The 15,501-nt window shown below is 64.4% G+C and carries 10 protein-coding genes; 8 read left to right on the top strand and 2 right to left on the bottom strand.

Annotation, left to right across the window (positions count from 1 at the left end; all coding sequences use genetic code 11):
* The first annotated feature begins 5 nt into the window (after nt 1–5).
* The 3 genes from NLN62_RS01605 (at nt 6) to NLN62_RS01595 (ending at nt 3,411) form a co-directional block, all read left to right on the top strand.
* The gene (locus NLN62_RS01605; RefSeq protein WP_027526066.1) at nt 6–455 is read left to right on the top strand and encodes a hypothetical protein; all 450 of its coding nucleotides are present in this window, start codon (nt 6–8) and stop codon (nt 453–455) included.
* 72 nt (nt 456–527) lie between these two features.
* On the top strand, nt 528–1,553 hold the full coding sequence (locus tag NLN62_RS01600; RefSeq protein WP_254107109.1) for a S1C family serine protease: 1,026 nt from the start codon (nt 528–530) through the stop codon (nt 1,551–1,553).
* A gap of 133 nt (nt 1,554–1,686) precedes the next feature.
* A complete protein-coding gene (locus NLN62_RS01595) occupies nt 1,687–3,411 on the top strand; it encodes an FAD-dependent oxidoreductase (protein ID WP_027526064.1) in 1,725 nt (574 codons plus the stop codon).
* A gap of 258 nt (nt 3,412–3,669) precedes the next feature.
* Here the strand turns inward: NLN62_RS01595 and NLN62_RS01590 are convergent, their stop codons facing one another.
* A complete protein-coding gene (locus NLN62_RS01590) occupies nt 3,670–7,146 on the bottom strand; it encodes an indolepyruvate ferredoxin oxidoreductase family protein (protein WP_254107108.1) in 3,477 nt (1,158 codons plus the stop codon).
* Between the two features lie 165 nt (nt 7,147–7,311).
* Between NLN62_RS01590 and NLN62_RS01585 the strand changes: the two genes are divergently transcribed.
* The 5 genes from NLN62_RS01585 (at nt 7,312) to NLN62_RS01565 (ending at nt 13,463) form a co-directional block, all read left to right on the top strand.
* Nucleotides 7,312–8,265 carry a hypothetical protein gene (locus tag NLN62_RS01585; protein WP_027526062.1) on the top strand — a complete coding sequence of 318 codons (954 nt, stop codon included), beginning with the start codon at nt 7,312–7,314 and terminating at the stop codon, nt 8,263–8,265.
* A gap of 256 nt (nt 8,266–8,521) precedes the next feature.
* Complete coding sequence (locus NLN62_RS01580) at nt 8,522–9,220, top strand: cysteine hydrolase family protein (protein WP_027526061.1); 699 nt, start codon at nt 8,522–8,524, stop codon at nt 9,218–9,220.
* Nucleotides 9,221–9,229: 9 nt separating this feature from the next.
* Nucleotides 9,230–10,894 (top strand): hypothetical protein, encoded by a 1,665-nt coding sequence (locus NLN62_RS01575; protein ID WP_027526060.1) that lies wholly within the window; start codon nt 9,230–9,232, stop codon nt 10,892–10,894.
* Between the two features lie 188 nt (nt 10,895–11,082).
* Nucleotides 11,083–12,234 carry a fructose-1,6-bisphosphatase gene (locus NLN62_RS01570; RefSeq protein WP_371932893.1) on the top strand — a complete coding sequence of 384 codons (1,152 nt, stop codon included), beginning with the start codon at nt 11,083–11,085 and terminating at the stop codon, nt 12,232–12,234.
* A 50-nt stretch (nt 12,235–12,284) separates the two neighbouring features.
* Nucleotides 12,285–13,463: a 6-phosphofructokinase gene (locus NLN62_RS01565; protein ID WP_027526058.1), complete on the top strand. Its 1,179-nt coding sequence runs from the start codon at nt 12,285–12,287 to the stop codon at nt 13,461–13,463.
* Nucleotides 13,464–13,501: 38 nt separating this feature from the next.
* Here NLN62_RS01565 and NLN62_RS01560 read toward each other — a convergent pair whose 3' ends face one another.
* The gene (locus NLN62_RS01560; protein WP_254107107.1) at nt 13,502–15,433 is read right to left on the bottom strand and encodes a S9 family peptidase; all 1,932 of its coding nucleotides are present in this window, start codon (nt 15,431–15,433) and stop codon (nt 13,502–13,504) included.
* Nucleotides 15,434–15,501: the final 68 nt, after the last annotated feature.

Raw genomic sequence — 15,501 nt, 5'->3', positions numbered from 1 at the left:
TCGCCATGCCTGATCAGCTCACCCTCACGCCGCGGCAGCGCCAGGACCTGCGCACCATCGCCGCGATGATCATCCCGGCGAGCGAGGAATACCGGGTGCCCGGCGCGGATGATGAACTCATCCAGGCCGACATCCTCGCGACCCTCGGCCGCGATGCCAAGCCGGTGGCCACGGCGCTGGATCATCTCGCCCGCCTCGCCGGCATGCCGCTCGCCGACCTCGATCCGGCCGCGCGGGACGGCGTCATCAGCACATTCCGCGCCGACGGCGGCGCACCGGCCGCAACGCTCGTCCGCGTCGTGCTGCAATGCTACTACCGCGACGACCGCGTGCTGCGTTCGCTGGGGCTCGAGCCGCGCGCGCCTTTCCCCAAAGGGCACGTGCTGGAGGACGGCGATTGGTCGCTGCTCGACCCGGTCAAGGCCCGAGCTCACGCGATGCGTCAGGTCAGTTAAGCAGTTCGTGAAGAGCGGCCTGCTTGCATTATAAGTCTGAGGTAACCATCTGACGCGCGAAGGAAATTCGCCATGTTAGATTTTACCTCAGATCTCAGCGGTGGCGGCTTGTCACCGCGACCCGTCCCGTCCACCCCTGTCGACGACCAGCACCTGCTTGACGCCTATTCCAACGCCGTGATCGGCGTGACGGAGCGCGTCGGGCCGGCCGTGGTGCGCGTCGAGACCGGACCAAAGGTGCCGAACGGCCGCGAGCGCGGCGGGCTCGGCTCCGGCATCGTCATCTCGCCGGATGGACTGGTGCTCACCAACAGCCACGTCGTCGGCGCGTCCAAGGAGATCCGGCTGCGGGATATCGAAGGGAACGTCGGCGACGCCCGGGTGCTCGGCGTCGATCCGGACACTGATCTGGCGCTGCTCCGCGCCAACGGCGTCCGCGACCTCCGTTACGCCTCGCTCGGCAACTCCAAAGGCTTGCGGCGCGGCCAGCTCGTGATCGCGATTGGTAATCCCCTGGGCTTCGAGTCCACCGTCACCGCCGGCGTGGTCTCGGCGCTCGGACGCTCGATCCGCTCGGTGAGTGGCCGGACCATCGAGGACGTGATCCAGACCGACGCTGCGCTCAACCCCGGCAATTCCGGCGGGCCGCTGGTGTCGTCGAATTCCGAGGTGATCGGCATCAACACCGCGATCATCAGCGGCGCGCAAGGCATCTGTTTTGCGGTTGCGAGCAACACAGCGCAATTCGTGCTGTCGGAGATCATCCGCCACGGCTATGTCCGCCGCGCCTATATCGGCGTCGCCGGCCAGACCGCGCCGATCCCGCGGCGCCATGCGGTGCTCGCCGGCGTCGAGAACAAGATGGGTGCGCTGCTGGCCCAGATCGAGCCGGACGGGCCGGCGGGGAAGGCGGGGCTGCTCCCCGGCGACGTCGTGATCAGGCTCGATGGCGTCGAGATCAACGGCGTCGACGATCTGATCCGCGTGCTCGACCGCGACCGGATCGGCCGGCGGCTCGCCATGGACGTGCTGCGCCTCGGCCGCCTGCGAGCCATCGACATTGATCCCGTCGAGCGCAAGCCAGCCCGGGGTACATGATCCGGACCCGGAGGGCCGCGTTAGCGCAAAGTGCGAAGCGGTTTTCCGGAAAGATCATGTGCAAAAAATAGAGCGCGCCGGTGGCCGGGGCGAGGTATGACGATCTCATGCTTTGCCCGGGAAATTCCGCCGCATGATGCCGGCGCACGAGACCTACGACGTCATTGTGATCGGTGCCGGCGCCGGTGGCATGACGGCGGCTGCCGTTGCTGCCGCCGAAGGGCTGCGCGTGCTGGTGATCGAGAAGACCGCGTTCATCGGCGGCACCACGGCGTGGTCAGGAGGCATGGTCTGGATTCCTGCCAACGGCAAGATGAAAGAGGCAGGGCTCTCCGACAGTGTCACCGATGCCGTCCAGTACCTCGCGAACACCGTGTCCGAGCCCGCCAATGCGGGCCTGCGCGCGGCGTTCCTCGCCCGCGGGCCGGAGGCGATCACCTATCTCGAAACGAACACCGAGGTGCGCCTTCAGCCGGTGAAAGCCTATCCCGACTACTATCCGGAGCGGCTGGGCGCCACCGCGGGCGGGCGCGTGCTGGAGCCGGTCGCATTCGACGGCACCAGGCTGGGCGCCGCTTTCGCCCGGCTGCGGCCGCCGCTGCCGGAATTCACGCTGCTCGGCGGGATGATGGTCAACCGGCTCGACATTCCGCATTTGCGCAAGATTGGAAAGTCGTTCGGCTCGACGCTGCGTTCGCTCCGGCTGATCTCGCAATATGCGCTGCAGCGGCTTCGCAGCCCGCGCGGCACCACGCTGCATCTCGGCAACGCGCTCGCGGCGCGGCTCTACGCCTCGCTGCTGGCGCGGCAGGTCGAAATCCTCTTCAGCGCGGATGTCGAGGACCTCGTCGCCGAGCGTGGCCGTGTCAGCGGCGTGACCCTCCGTCATGGCTCACGCGGCCGCGCGATCTCGGCGCGCCGCGGCGTGGTGCTTGCGACCGGCGGCTTCTCGCACGATGCGCCCTTGCGCAAGCGCTTCTTTCCGACTGCCGCAGGATATGTCTCGGCGACCACGCCGGCCGGTACCGGCGATGGGCTCAAGCTTGCGATCGCTGGCGGAGCCGCGCTGAACACGGAGGCGACGAGTCCGGCCTATTGGGTGCCGGTCTCGCTGTTCCGCCGCGCCGACGGCAGCCGCGGCGTCTTTCCGCACACGGTCACCGACCGCGCCAAGCCGGGCGTGATCGCCGTCAACGCGGCGGGCCGGCGCTTCGTCAACGAGGCGCTGTCGTACCACGAGTTCGTGCTCGGCATGCTCCGCGACGGCAATGGCGAGCCTGATCGGCCCTTCTATCTGATCTGCGACCGCAACTTCCTGTGGACCTATGGCCTCGGCCGCATCAAGCCGTTCACCTGGAATTACGGCCGCTACGTCAGGAGCGGCGAGCTGATCGCGGCCGAAAGCATCGCGCGTCTCGCTGAGCGGATCGGCATCGCGCCATCCTCGCTCGCCGCGACCATCGCCAATTACAACGCCCATGCGCGCGAGGGCCGTGATCCCGAGTTCGGCCGCGGTAGTACCACCTACCAGCGCCATCTCGGCGATATCAGCCACAAGCCCAACCCGTGCGTCGCGCCGATCACACGCGCGCCGTTCTTCGCACTTCGCATCCATCCCGCCGATCTCGGCACCGCCATCGGCATGAAGGTCGACGCCCACGCCCGCGTGCTGCGCGAGGACGGCACCCCGATCGCCGGCCTCTACACCTGCGGCAACGACATGGGCTCGATCATGAACGGCAACTATCCGGGACCAGGGATTACGCTGGGACCCGCGCTGACGTTTGGGTATATTGCCGGGCGGCATCTTGCGGAGGGTGCATCGGTTGCGCCGAATGCTGCAACGGCGTCGGCCTAGCCCTACTCTCCTCCGTCATGCCCCGCGAAGGCGGGGCATCCAGTATTCCAGAGGCGGCGAGATTCATTACAACTGCCGCGGCGTACTGGATCGCCCGGTCAAGCCGGGCGATGACAGTTGAGAGCGTGGCTCGCCCGTTCCTCAATCTCGTCATTGCGAGCGCAGCGGAGCAATCCAGAATTTTTCCGCGGAGGCAGTCTGGATTGCTTCGTCGCTTCGCTCCTCGCAATGACGCGTGAAATCAGCTTTCGCCTAACTCTACTCTGCAGCAGCCGCGAAGCGGCTATTCTCCAACTCGGCTTCCAGCCGAGCCTTCTCGGCTTCCGCCTGCTTGATATTTCCTTCCTTCAAATGCCCGAAGCCGCGGATGGTCTCCGGCACGCGTGCAAGCCGCGCCAGCGGGGGAATCTGTTCCGCCGTCAACTCCACGAACCGCTGGTCGACCATCGCAAGATAGTCCTCGACAAGCTTCCGCTCCGTCTTGCGCTCCGCGGTGCGGCCGAACGGGTCGAACGCGGTGCCGCGCAAAAACTTCAGCTTGGCCAGCACGCGGAAGGCGTGGATCGTCCAGCCGCCATATTCCCGCTTCTGCAAATGCCCGGTCACCTTGTCGCGGCGCGCGAAGATCGGTGGCGCTAGGTGGAATTTGAGCGTGAAGTCGCCGTCGAATTTTTCAGCGACCTTTTTGGCGAACCTGCCATCGGTGTAGAGCCGCGCAACCTCATACTCGTCCTTGTAGGCCATCAGCTTGAACAGGTTCTTCGCCACTGCCTCGGCCAGTTCGGTGGAAGCGTGTGCGGCGGCCGTCTCCGCCTTGCGCACCTTGGCGACGGCGGCGACATAGCGGTCCGCATAGGCCTTGTCCTGATAATTGGCCAAAAACTCCGCGCGCGTCGCGATGATGTCGTCGAGCGACTTGGCCGGCGCGGACGCCCGGCTCTTGAACTGGAGCACGCTGCGCACCCGCGCGATGTCGTGCGCGGCCAGGCGCCCCCAGGTGAAGGCGAGCTTGTTCATCTCGACCGCGGCGCCGTTGATCTCAATGGCGCGCAGCAGCGCCTCCAGCGACAGCGGAATGGCGCCCTTCTGGAAGGCGAAGCCGAGCATGAAGGAATTGGTCGCGATGGAATCGCCCATCAGAGCGGCGGCAATGCCGGTGGCATCGACGATGTCGAGGTTCTTGTCGCCGACGGCATCGCGCAGCACGGTCTGCATCGCTCCCATCTCGAAATCGAGATCGGGATTTTGCACGAAGCTCGCGGTCGGTTGCAGGTCGGCGTTGATGAACGCCTTGGTCGCGCCGCGCTCGGCGCGGCTCAGCGCAGTGTGACCGGCCGAGACGATCATGTCGCAGCCGAGGATGACGTCGGCCCCGCCGGTGGTGATGCGTACCGCAGAGATGTCCTCCGGCCTCGGTGCGATGCGGACGTGGCTCATCACCGCGCCATTCTTCTGCGACAGGCCGGTGAAGTCGAGTGCGGAGCAGCCCTTGCCGTCGACATGGGCGGCCATGCCGAGCAGCGCGCCGATGGTGATGACGCCGGTGCCGCCGATGCCGGTGACGAGGATGTTGTAGGGCCCGTGCAGCTCGCGCGCGGGCGGCCGCGGCAGATCGGCGAACAACTGTCCGGAATCCACCGCCGAGGTCTTGATCCGCTTCAGCGTGCCACCGTGCACGGTGACGAAACTCGGGCAAAAGCCCTCGACGCAGGAATAGTCCTTGTTGCAGTTCGACTGGTCGATCTGCCGCTTGCGGCCGAACTCGGTCTCCAGCGGCTGCACCGAGACGCAGTTGGAGGCCTGCGAGCAGTCGCCACAGCCTTCGCAGACGAGCTCGTTGATGAAGGCGCGCTTTTGCGGATCGGGATAGAGCCCGCGTTTGCGGCGGCGACGCTTTTCAGCGGCGCAGGTCTGGTCGTAGATGATGACTGTGAGGCCCTTGATGTCGCGCAGTTCGCGCTGCACCTGGTCGAGCTCGCGGCGGTGATGGACGCTCGCGCCTTGCGGGAAGTAATTGCCCGCAGGGTATTTTGTTGGATCATCCGAGACGATCGCAAGCCGCTTGACGCCCTCCGCCCAGACCTGGTGCGCGATCTGCGCGACGTTGAAGCTGCCCTCGGCGGGCTGGCCGCCGGTCATCGCCACCGCATCGTTGTAGAGGATCTTGTAGGTGATGTTGATGCCGGCAGCGGAAGCAGCGCGCAGCGCAAGCAGCCCCGAATGCGTGTAGGTGCCGTCACCGAGATTCTGGAAGATGTGCTGCTCGGTGGTGAAGGGCGATTGCCCGATCCAGTTCACGCCCTCGGCGCCCATATGCGAGATCAGGTCGGTGCGCCGGCTCGGCATGCCCAAGGCCATGCCGTGGCAGCCGATGCCTGCCATGGCGCGGCTGCCCTCGGGCACACGCGTCGAAGAGTTGTGCGGGCAGCCCGAGCAGAAGAACGGTGTGCGCGAAAGCTTGATCGACGCGTTGGCGGTGACGGGATTGTCGAAAGCTTCGAGCCGCGCCAGCCGCTGCTCGAGCAGGGGGCTTTGATGGCCGAGGCGGCGCAGCCGCGCGAGCAGCGCGGAGGCAACCATGGTCGGCGTCAGCTCACCTTCGCTCGGCAGCAGCGGCGCGCCGCTCTCGTTGCGCTTGCCTGCGATGGTCGGGCGCCTTGACGCATCGACGTTGTAGAGGATGCGCATCAACTGGTCCTCGATGAAGCCGCGCTTCTCCTCGACGACGAGCACGTCCTGAAGACCTTCGGCGAAGCGGCGCGCGCCGCTTTCCTCCAGCGGCCAGGTCATCGCGACCTTGTAGATGCGCAAGCCCAGATCCTGCGCGTCCTTGTCGGTAATGCCCAAGTCGGCGAGCGCCTGCCGCAGGTCGAGATAGGCCTTGCCGGTGGCGAGAATGCCGAGCCGCGCGGGCTTTGAATCCAGCACGATACGATCGAGCTGGTTGGCGCGGGCGAATGCCTTCACTGCCTCCATCTTGGGGCCGAACAGGCGCTTTTCCGCTTCCAGCGGCGGATCGGGCCAGCGGATGTTGAGGCCGTCGGGCGGCATCTCGAAATCGTCGGGCAGCTTGATCTGGATGCGGGCGGGATCGCTGTAGATGGAGGCCGAGCTCTCCACGGTCTCGCCGATCGCCTTGAAGCCGACCCAGCAGCCTGAGAAGCGCGACAGTGCAAACCCGTAGAGACCGAGGTCGAGATAGTCCTGCAAGGTCGCGGGATTGATCACGGGGATCAGTGCCGCGGCAAACACCTGCTCGCTCTGATGCGCCAGTGTCGAGGACTGGCAGCCGTGGTCGTCGCCGGCGAGCGCTAGCACGCCGCCATGGCGCGAGGTGCCGGCCGAGTTCGCATGCTTCAGCGCATCGACCGAGCGGTCGACGCCGGGGCCCTTGCCGTACCAGATGCCGAACACGCCATCGACCTTGGCGCCCGGGAACAGCCCGACCTGCTGGCTGCCCCACACCGCGGTCGCCGCCAGATCCTCGTTCAGGCCGGGGACGAAGGCGATGTCGTGCTTTGCGAGGTGCGATTTCGCGCGCCACAGCGCGTGGTCGTACATGCCGAGCGGTGAGCCGCGATAGCCCGAGATGAAACCGCCGGTGTTGAGGCCCGCCAGCCGGTCGCGTTCGCGCTGCAACATGGGAAGACGGACCAGGGCCTGCGTGCCGGACAGGTAGATCCGCTTCGATTCGAGCCGGTATTTGTCCTCCAGCTCGACCTGCATCAGCGTCATCTCGTTCTTCCTTATTATTGTTCCGGCTGGGGGAATTAGACCGCGTGAGGGGATTTGCGGCTTTGCGAAGCGGATTGTTGCAGTCAAGGGCATGCGCCGGCGAAGTCAATATCGCTGGCCGCATCCGTGTCGCTCCTGCTAGTCATGGCTGCAAGGGAGGCCACCATGACGGCACAAGCGTTCGACACCGACATCACTGAAACCGACAGCGCCCTGATCGGACCATGGCGCCAGCCGCGCCAGATGTTGCAGGCGCAGGTCTATGATGCGCACGCGTCCATCCACGATGACGCGACCGCGCAAAAGCTCGGCTTCAAGGGCGGCACCATCGAGGGGCCGACGCATTTCAGCCAGTTTGCCCCGCTCGGCGCGCGGCTGTGGGGACGGGCCTGGTTCGAAACGGGGTGCCTCTCCGCACATTACCGCAACGCCTGCTTCGAAGGCGAGGAGGTGCAGGCGATCCTGTCGAAGCCGCTCCCCGGTACGAGCCAGTGCCAGATCCAGATGGTCAAGCGCGACGGCACGGAAGTGCTGCGCGGCTCGGCCTCCATCGGCGATCCGCCGGTTGCCACCGCGCTCGAGGCGCGCCTCACTGAGCTCAAGCCGCTCGCCGATCCCGTCATCCTGCGCGACGTGAAGGTGGCGCAGACCAGCAAGCGTCAGACCGTGCGCATGGGCCTCGACCAGAACATGGGCGACCTCTATCCGTTCTCGCTGCGGCAGAAGCTCGCAGTCATCACCGAGAATTCGCCGTTCTATTCGAGCGGAGAGAATCCCTGGCGGAAAGCCATCATCCCGATGGAGATGCTCAGCGTGCTGTTCCAGTACCGCGCCAAGGACGACCCGCTCCCATCGAGGGGCCCGGCCGTCGGCCTGTTCGCAGATCAGGAGATCCGTCTGATCGAGGGTCCGCTCTTCGTCGACGAGGACTACGAGGTCGAGCGCGAAGTGGTCGCGCTCTCCGGCAGCCGCCGCACCGAAAGCGCCTGGGTGAAGACGCGCGTGTTCGACAAGGCCAACGAGATGGTCGCGACCATGCTGCTCAACATGGCGACGATCAAGGATTCGTACGCGCCGTATGAGGAGGAGTACCGGAAATTGTATGGGAGCGCGCGGTAGGCGCCATCCCCTCCGCTCGTCATTCCGCTTCGCGTCGCCCCGGAATGACGGCGTGGAGAGAGCTTCCCTGCCGCTCATCCTTTGAGCAGATGCCCGTCGCGAAGCCGTCGCACAGGGATTGAGCAGGCGTCGGCTTCCGGCATAACGCGCTGAAAGCGCAACGAAATCCTGCGTCCACCCCGCCGCATCGCTATTGTACACAATGGCACGGCGCTTGCAGAACTGCTGGCAACGGGAGTTCTCGCGAGGGGCGTGCATGTTGAACTCAGCGAAGTCGACACTTGGCGTCATCGTCGCCGAGCCCGAGCCGATCAAGCTCGACTGGTCGACCACTGCACTTCTCATCATCGACATGCAGCGCGACTTCATGGAGCCTGGCGGCTTCGGCGAGACGCTCGGCAACGACGTCAGCCAGCTCGCCCGGGCAGTGAAGCCGATCGGCGCCGTGCTCAAGGCCGCGCGCGATAGCGGTATGCTGGTCATCCACACGCGTGAAGGCCATCTGCCCGATCTCTCTGACGCGCCGCCTGCGAAGGTCGAGCGCGGCGCGCCGTCCTTGCGCATCGGCGATCCCGGTCCGATGGGGCGCATCCTGATCCGCGGCGAGGCCGGCCACGACATCATCCCCGAGCTCTATCCGCTCGACAGCGAGGTCGTGATCGACAAGCCTGGCAAGGGCGCGTTCTACGCGACCGAGCTCAGCGACGTGCTCGAGAAATACGGCATCGAGAATCTTCTGGTGTGCGGCGTCACGACGGAGGTCTGCGTCAACACCACCGTGCGCGAGGCCAATGACCGCGGCTATCGCTGCGTCGTCATCTCGGACGGCTGCGCATCCTACTTCCCCGAGTTCCACGAGATGGGCCTGAAGATGATCAAGGCCCAGGGCGGAATCTTCGGCTGGGTCGCAAGCTCAGCCGCAGTACTGGAGGCGTTGAAGACCACGACCATTTAGGGGATCACCATGAGCAATTTGACGGGGACGGCCGGCAAATCTGAGATCAACAAGTCCGAGTTCAAGCCGGCGCTATGGACATCGGGCGACTGGAACGCATTTTTCGGATTCGGCACCAACATCCTCGTCAACATGCTGGTGCTCACGGGCCTCTTGCGCTTCGTGCTGAAGATGCCGGACTCTCTCGTGTTCGGCCGAATCCTGCCCGCGCTCGGGTTGATGATGTGCCTGTCGACCTTCTACTACGCCTTCCTCGCCTACCGCCTGGCGCAGAAGACCGGCCGCAGCGACGTCTGCGCGCTGCCCTCGGGCGTCAGCGTGCCGCACATGTTCATCGTGACCTTCGTGATCATGCTGCCGATCACGATCAAGACCGGCGATCCGCTGAAGGGATGGTCGGCCGGCCTCGTCTGGGTGTTCTTCCAGAGTTTCATCCTGATGATCGGCGGCTTCATCGCGCCGTTCATCCGCAGGATCACGCCGCGCGCGGCGCTGCTCGGCACGCTCGCCGGCGTCTCCGTTACCTTTATCTCGATGCGTCCGGCGCTCGAGATGTACATGACGCCGCAGATCGGTCTCGTCTGCTTCGCCATCATCCTGGTGAGCTGGTTCGGCGGGGTGAAATATCCGCGCGGTATTCCGGCAGGCCTCATTGCCATCGCGGTCGGTATGGTCATCGCCTGGGGCTCGAACCTGTTCGGGCTTGGTCTTGGCGGATTGAGCCTGAAGGGCGTCGGCGATGCCTTCGCCAATTTCGGCTTCTCGGTGCCGGTCCCGGCGGTGAACTATGTGTTCTCCGGCTTCGAGTTCCTCGGCGTCATCCTGGTTACCGCCATCCCCTTCGGCATCTATGACCTCGTCGAGGCCATGGACAATGTCGAGAGCGCGGAAGCCGCCGGCGACGAATATCCGACCACGCGCGTTCTCACCGCCGACGGCGTCGTCAGCCTGATCGGCTGCCTGATGGGCAATCCCTTCATCAACGCGGTCTATATCGGCCATCCCGGCTGGAAGGCGATGGGCGGCCGGATCGGCTATTCCGCCGCGACCGGTGTGATGGTGGTGGTGCTGTCCTGGTTCGGCATCATCTCGGTGCTGCTGGCGCTCGTGCCGGTGGTCGCGATCTCGCCGATCCTGCTCTATATCGGCATGCTGATCGGCGCGCAGGCGTTCCAGACGACGCCGGTCAAGCACGCGCCGGCGATCGTGCTGGCGCTGACGCCGCATCTTGCGGCCTGGGCAAAACTCCAGATCGACACCATGCTGGCCTCAACCATGACGGCGGCGGCGACCGTCGGCGGCATGGCCGGCGACAAGGCTGATGCCGTCAAGGCGGCCGCAATTGCCGCGCTGCCACAGCAGGGCGTGTTCTATCATGGCCTCGAGGTGATGGGCGGCGGCTCGATCCTCGCCGGCCTGATCCTGGGCGCGATCGCCGTCTTCATCATCGAGCGCGACTTCGAGAAGGCATCAGGCTTCGCGCTGGTCGGCGCCGTCCTGACCTATTTCGGCTTCATGCATGGCGAAGCTGTGGGCATTGGCGGCGGTTTCGGCGTCACGCCTGCGGTGGCGCTGTCCTACGCGGTCATGGCGGCCGGATTGTATGCTCTTAGCCGGCGCACCAGTGAGCACTACGCCTCGCATCCGGAGATGTCCGCCGCGCCGGCGGAGTAACTTCGACCGAAACTTTGGTTGCGGCCGGGTGGTGTCAAGCTACCCGGCCGATTTCTTTTCACGTCAAGTCAAGCGGCATCCGTGGAACCTAACGCAGCACGCGACGTTCTTTTTCGCGTATGAGCAGCGCCGTCGCCCCGGCGCAGCAAGCGCCGAGGCTGAGGCGCTAAGCTGTGCTGCTGGGAGGGATGCTCATGAGACTCACTCTTTCGGTCATCAAGGCTGACGTTGGCTCTGTCGGCGGGCATACGCAACCGTCTGGACCCATGATGGTCACTGTCATGGGCGAAGCCGCGAAGGCGGTCGACAAAGGTCTCCTGATCGACAGTTTCGTCTGCCATACCGGTGACGACATCGCGATCATCATGACGCACACAAGGGGTGAGGGGAGCGCCGCGGTCCATCAATTTGCATGGAATACGTTCCTCGCGGCGACGTCGGTCGCGAAAACCTCCGGGCTGTACGGCGCCGGCCAGGATCTTCTCGTCGACGCGCCTTCCGGAAACATTCGCGGCGCCGGACCGGCCGTCGCGGAGCTCAGCTTCGACCACAGCCTCTCGGGTTCAAGGCCCGCGGAGTCCTTCATGGTGTTCGCCGCCGACAAATGCGGCCCCGGCGCGTACAACCTGCCGCTCTACCTCGCCTTCGCCGATCCCATGTATTGCGCCGGGCTGATGCTACCCCCGATGATCAAGGGTTTCCGTTTCCATGTCATCGACATGGACCACACGGCAGGCGACAGCATCATCGAACTCGACGCGCCGGCGGACGGCTACCACATTGCCGCGCTCCTTCGCGACAATGAGCGCTTTGGGATCGATCGCATCGTTTCTCGAACCTATGACGAGGTTGTCGTCGCTGTTTCGGCGCAGCGCCTTCACGCGATCGCAGGCAAGTACACCGGCAAGGACGATCCGGTCGCGATCGTCAGAAACCAGGGGATTTTCCCGGCGCCCGAAGAAATCGTCTCGCCGTTCGCCAAGGCGCATTTCGTCGGCGGCGATGCGCGAGGCTCGCACGTGATGCCGCTCATGCCGGTGCCGCTCAACACACCGGTGACCGGCATGTACTGCCTGCCGATCGTTTCGTGCGCCGGCTTTTCGATCGACAAGGACGGCCGATTCTCGGAGTCGCACACCGATTTCTTCGATAACCCGGCGTGGGACGAAGTCCGCAGGCGCGCCCAGAGCAAGGCCATCGAGATGCGCAGCCAGGGCTGGTCCGGTGCCGCGATGCTGCCCTATTCCGAGCTGGAGTATGGTGGCTTCCGCGATACCGTGTCCGGGCTGCTGAAGCGTTTTCGGCTGCGCGAGGAGCGCAAGCCGGAAGCGGCCGAGTAAGGAACGCTGCTCTGTGCATGATGGCGACATGCTAACGTTGGGAGGTCGGCTTGGCGAGAAAACGCATCGGCATTCTCACGGGTGGTGGCGACGTCTCCGGCCTCAACGCCGTCATCAAGAGCGTGACCTATCGCGGCAGCGAGAACGACATCGAGGTTGTCGGTCTCCGCCGAGGTTGGGAGGCTCTCACGCATCTCAACCTCGAAGACGCGGCCAGCAGGTCCCGCTACCTCATGCCGCTGGATCGTGAAAACACCCGCACCATCGATCGGCGCGGCGGCACGGTGCTGCACACGAGCCGCACCAATCCCTCAAAAATACAAGAGCTGCCCGATCATCTCGTTGGCAGCGATCTTCCGGCTTCCCCGAGTACCAAGGGAACCAAGACGTGGGACCTCACCGGCCAGGTGCTGGCGAACCTCTCCGGGCTCGGTATCGAACACCTGATCGCCATCGGCGGCGACGACACGCTCAGTTATGCGGCCAAGCTCAACGATCTCGGCGTCAAGATCATCGCCATCCCGAAGACGATGGACAACGACGTCCGCAACACCGAATACTGCATCGGCTTCTCGACTGCGATCACCCGCGCCAGCGATGCCATCCAGCGGCAGCGCACCACTGTCGGCTCGCACGAGCGAATTGGTATTTTTCGCGTCTTTGGCCGCGATGCCGGATTTACCGCGCTCTATACCGCGTACGCGACCTCGATACGGTGCGTCATCCCGGAGTACAGGATCAATCTCGACAAGCTGATCGCTTTGCTTCTCGAGGAGAAGCGCGCCAACCCGAGCAACTACGCGCTGATCGTGCTCAGCGAGGGCGCCGAGTGGGAAGGCTACAAGCCGCAGGAATATGGCGAGCCAGATCCTTACGGTCACCGCAAGAAGGCCAACGTGGCCGAAGCGCTCGCCGATGAGATCAAGCGGCGAGCCGGCGAGCAGACGATGACCTCCGACCTCACCTACGACCTGCGGTCGGGGGATCCGGACTTCATCGACAAGCTCGTAGCCCTAACCTTTGGCAACATGGCGTTCGATGCCATGCTGGAAGGCAAGACCGGCCTTATGTCGGCGCTGGTCGAAGGCCGCTACGACCTCGTGCCAATCCCTGACGTCAAGCTCGGGCCGCGCAAATTGGACGTCGCCAACACATACAACACGGAGCGCTACCGTCCCATCTACTCCAGCAAGCGCGGTCTGCCGATCTTTCTCAACCGCGCGTCATAGGGTGCCCAGCGCTTCTTCTGTACCTCCCGAGGTCGGTGTCAGGCGACGCCCAAATCCGTCAGAAGATCGGCGCCGGCCCGAACCTCGTGACTTGAGCCTTCAAAGTCCTCGCCGACGGGCTCGCAAGCGCCGCCGAGATGCCGTGCAAAGAACGCCTCGGCGATTGCGATGTGGGAGAGCTTATTGGGCGGCTTCTGGAATCCGTGTCCTTCGTCGGGATAGACGATGTAGGTCACCGGAATGTTCTTGGCCTGCATGGCGGCGACGATGGTGTCGCTCTCCGCGATCTTGCACCGGACGTCGTTGGCACCATGGAAGATCAGCATGGGCTTCCTGATGTTGTCGACCTTGTTGATCGGTGAGCGTTCGGCGAGCAGCTTGCGGCCTTCCTCGGTGCGCGGATCGCCGTAGCTGCGATACATGAACTCCGCGAAACCGGCCCAATAGGGCGGCATCGATTCCAGCAGCGTTTGCAGGTTGGAGACGCCGACCACCGGTACGGAGCAACAGAACACCTCTGGCGTGAAGGCCGCGCCGATGAAAGAGGCCAGTCCTCCGTAAGACAGGCCGAAGATCGCGACCTTGTCCTTTTGCGCGATCCCCTCGGCGGTCGCCCAATAGACCATGTCGATGAGATCGTCGTGCATCTTGCGCGCGTGCTCTTTCTCGCTCGCCGCGACGAACGCCTTGCCGAAGCCTGTCGATCCCCGATAGTTGACCGAGAGCACGGCATAGCCACGATCGGCCAGCCACTGGTGATCGCGGCGATAGCCGAAGATATCCCGAGCCCACGGCCCACCATGAACGATGAGGACCATCGGCAGCGGTCGAGGCGGGCGGTCACCCTCGATATCCGCCGGCAGGGTCAGGTAGGAAACAAGGGTGAATCCGTCGCGCGACTTGCCCTGTATGGCTTGCATTGGCGCCAGCCGGTATGGCTTCAGCTCGGGCCGCTCCGTAAATAGCTCTGTGATGGTCTGTCTGTCGCGGTCGAGGAGGTGATATGTGGCGGGCTGATCCGCCTTATGGCTCGTCACGATCCAACGGCGACCGTCATCACTTTGGCTTTCGACATAAAAGGCGTGACCTGGAAGCTGCTCCTTGATCAGATCGAGTTCGCTCGCAACGGCAGGCGCTAAAGCCGTCCATTCCGGCCGGCCGGGGTCGATGCAAACCGCCTCCGGTTCGAACGTTCGGGCATTGAATATGGCGCCCGTCACGTCGGCGCGGTCGCTTTTGAACAGGACGCGTTCTTCGTCGGTTGACCAGTTGATCCGCACCAGCGCGGATTTGTCGTGCTCCAGGCTCGAACTCATGTGAATGTGGTTGCCGGCGGAATCGAACGTCCAGAGCCGCGTACTCGCATAAGCCTCGAACGGGACGTCGCGCCAATGCGTGGCCTTCCCGTCGTCGATGCGCCAGAGCCGCGTGCCTCCATCGGGCGCGTTGCTGCGGGCGTGGCGTGGCCTCAACTGCCAGTCGAGCCCGACGTAGTCGAACTCCTGGTGATTTTCCCAGACCAGAGAGCGCTCGCCGGTTAAGAGGTCGAGCAGGAAGACATCATGCCATCGCACGTCGCGGTCATTCAGACCGATCGCGATCTTGTCAGGGACGACGTGCGACCAGTAGGTCGGCAACGCGCGGACATTGGCGAAAGGCGTGAGATCCCTGAGCTCCTGAGTGTTGGGATCGACGACGAACAGGTGCAAATTCTCGTCGCCGTTCTCGTCGTTGAGGAACATGATGTGGCGGCCGTCCGGACTCCAATCCTGCCAGTTGATCGGTCTGCCCCTGGTGCGCGTGACGGGCTGGCCTGCTGCAATATTGTCGACCGGCGACACCCAGATGTTCAGAACGCCGTCGACAGGGGCGAGCCAGGACAGGAATTGACCATCCGGCGATAACTTGGCTCCGACATATGTCGGATTACCAAACAGTTTTCGGCGCGGGATCAGGGGACGGGGGGACATCTGGCGTCTCTTGTAGTTCGGGCGCGCGTCACATTAAGTAGCGCTACATGACGTAGCATACGCGCGCG

Origin of the sequence: Bradyrhizobium sp. CCGUVB23 (assembly GCF_024199885.1) — a bacterium.
Taxonomy (GTDB): domain Bacteria; phylum Pseudomonadota; class Alphaproteobacteria; order Rhizobiales; family Xanthobacteraceae; genus Bradyrhizobium.
This window is presented reverse-complemented; position numbering and strand designations above follow the sequence as displayed.

What these genes read in the sequence shown, in the direction of transcription:
- NLN62_RS01605 (WP_027526066.1), top strand. Translation starts at nt 6, where the DNA reads ATGCCTGATCAGCTCACCCTCACGCCGCGGCAGCGCCAGGACCTGCGC.
- NLN62_RS01600 (WP_254107109.1), top strand. Translation starts at nt 528, where the DNA reads ATGTTAGATTTTACCTCAGATCTCAGCGGTGGCGGCTTGTCACCGCGA.
- NLN62_RS01595 (WP_027526064.1), top strand. Translation starts at nt 1,687, where the DNA reads ATGATGCCGGCGCACGAGACCTACGACGTCATTGTGATCGGTGCCGGC.
- NLN62_RS01590 (WP_254107108.1), bottom strand. Translation starts at nt 7,146, where the DNA reads ATGACGCTGATGCAGGTCGAGCTGGAGGACAAATACCGGCTCGAATCG.
- NLN62_RS01585 (WP_027526062.1), top strand. Translation starts at nt 7,312, where the DNA reads ATGACGGCACAAGCGTTCGACACCGACATCACTGAAACCGACAGCGCC.
- NLN62_RS01580 (WP_027526061.1), top strand. Translation starts at nt 8,522, where the DNA reads ATGTTGAACTCAGCGAAGTCGACACTTGGCGTCATCGTCGCCGAGCCC.
- NLN62_RS01575 (WP_027526060.1), top strand. Translation starts at nt 9,230, where the DNA reads ATGAGCAATTTGACGGGGACGGCCGGCAAATCTGAGATCAACAAGTCC.
- NLN62_RS01570 (WP_371932893.1), top strand. Translation starts at nt 11,083, where the DNA reads ATGCTCATGAGACTCACTCTTTCGGTCATCAAGGCTGACGTTGGCTCT.
- NLN62_RS01560 (WP_254107107.1), bottom strand. Translation starts at nt 15,433, where the DNA reads ATGTCCCCCCGTCCCCTGATCCCGCGCCGAAAACTGTTTGGTAATCCG.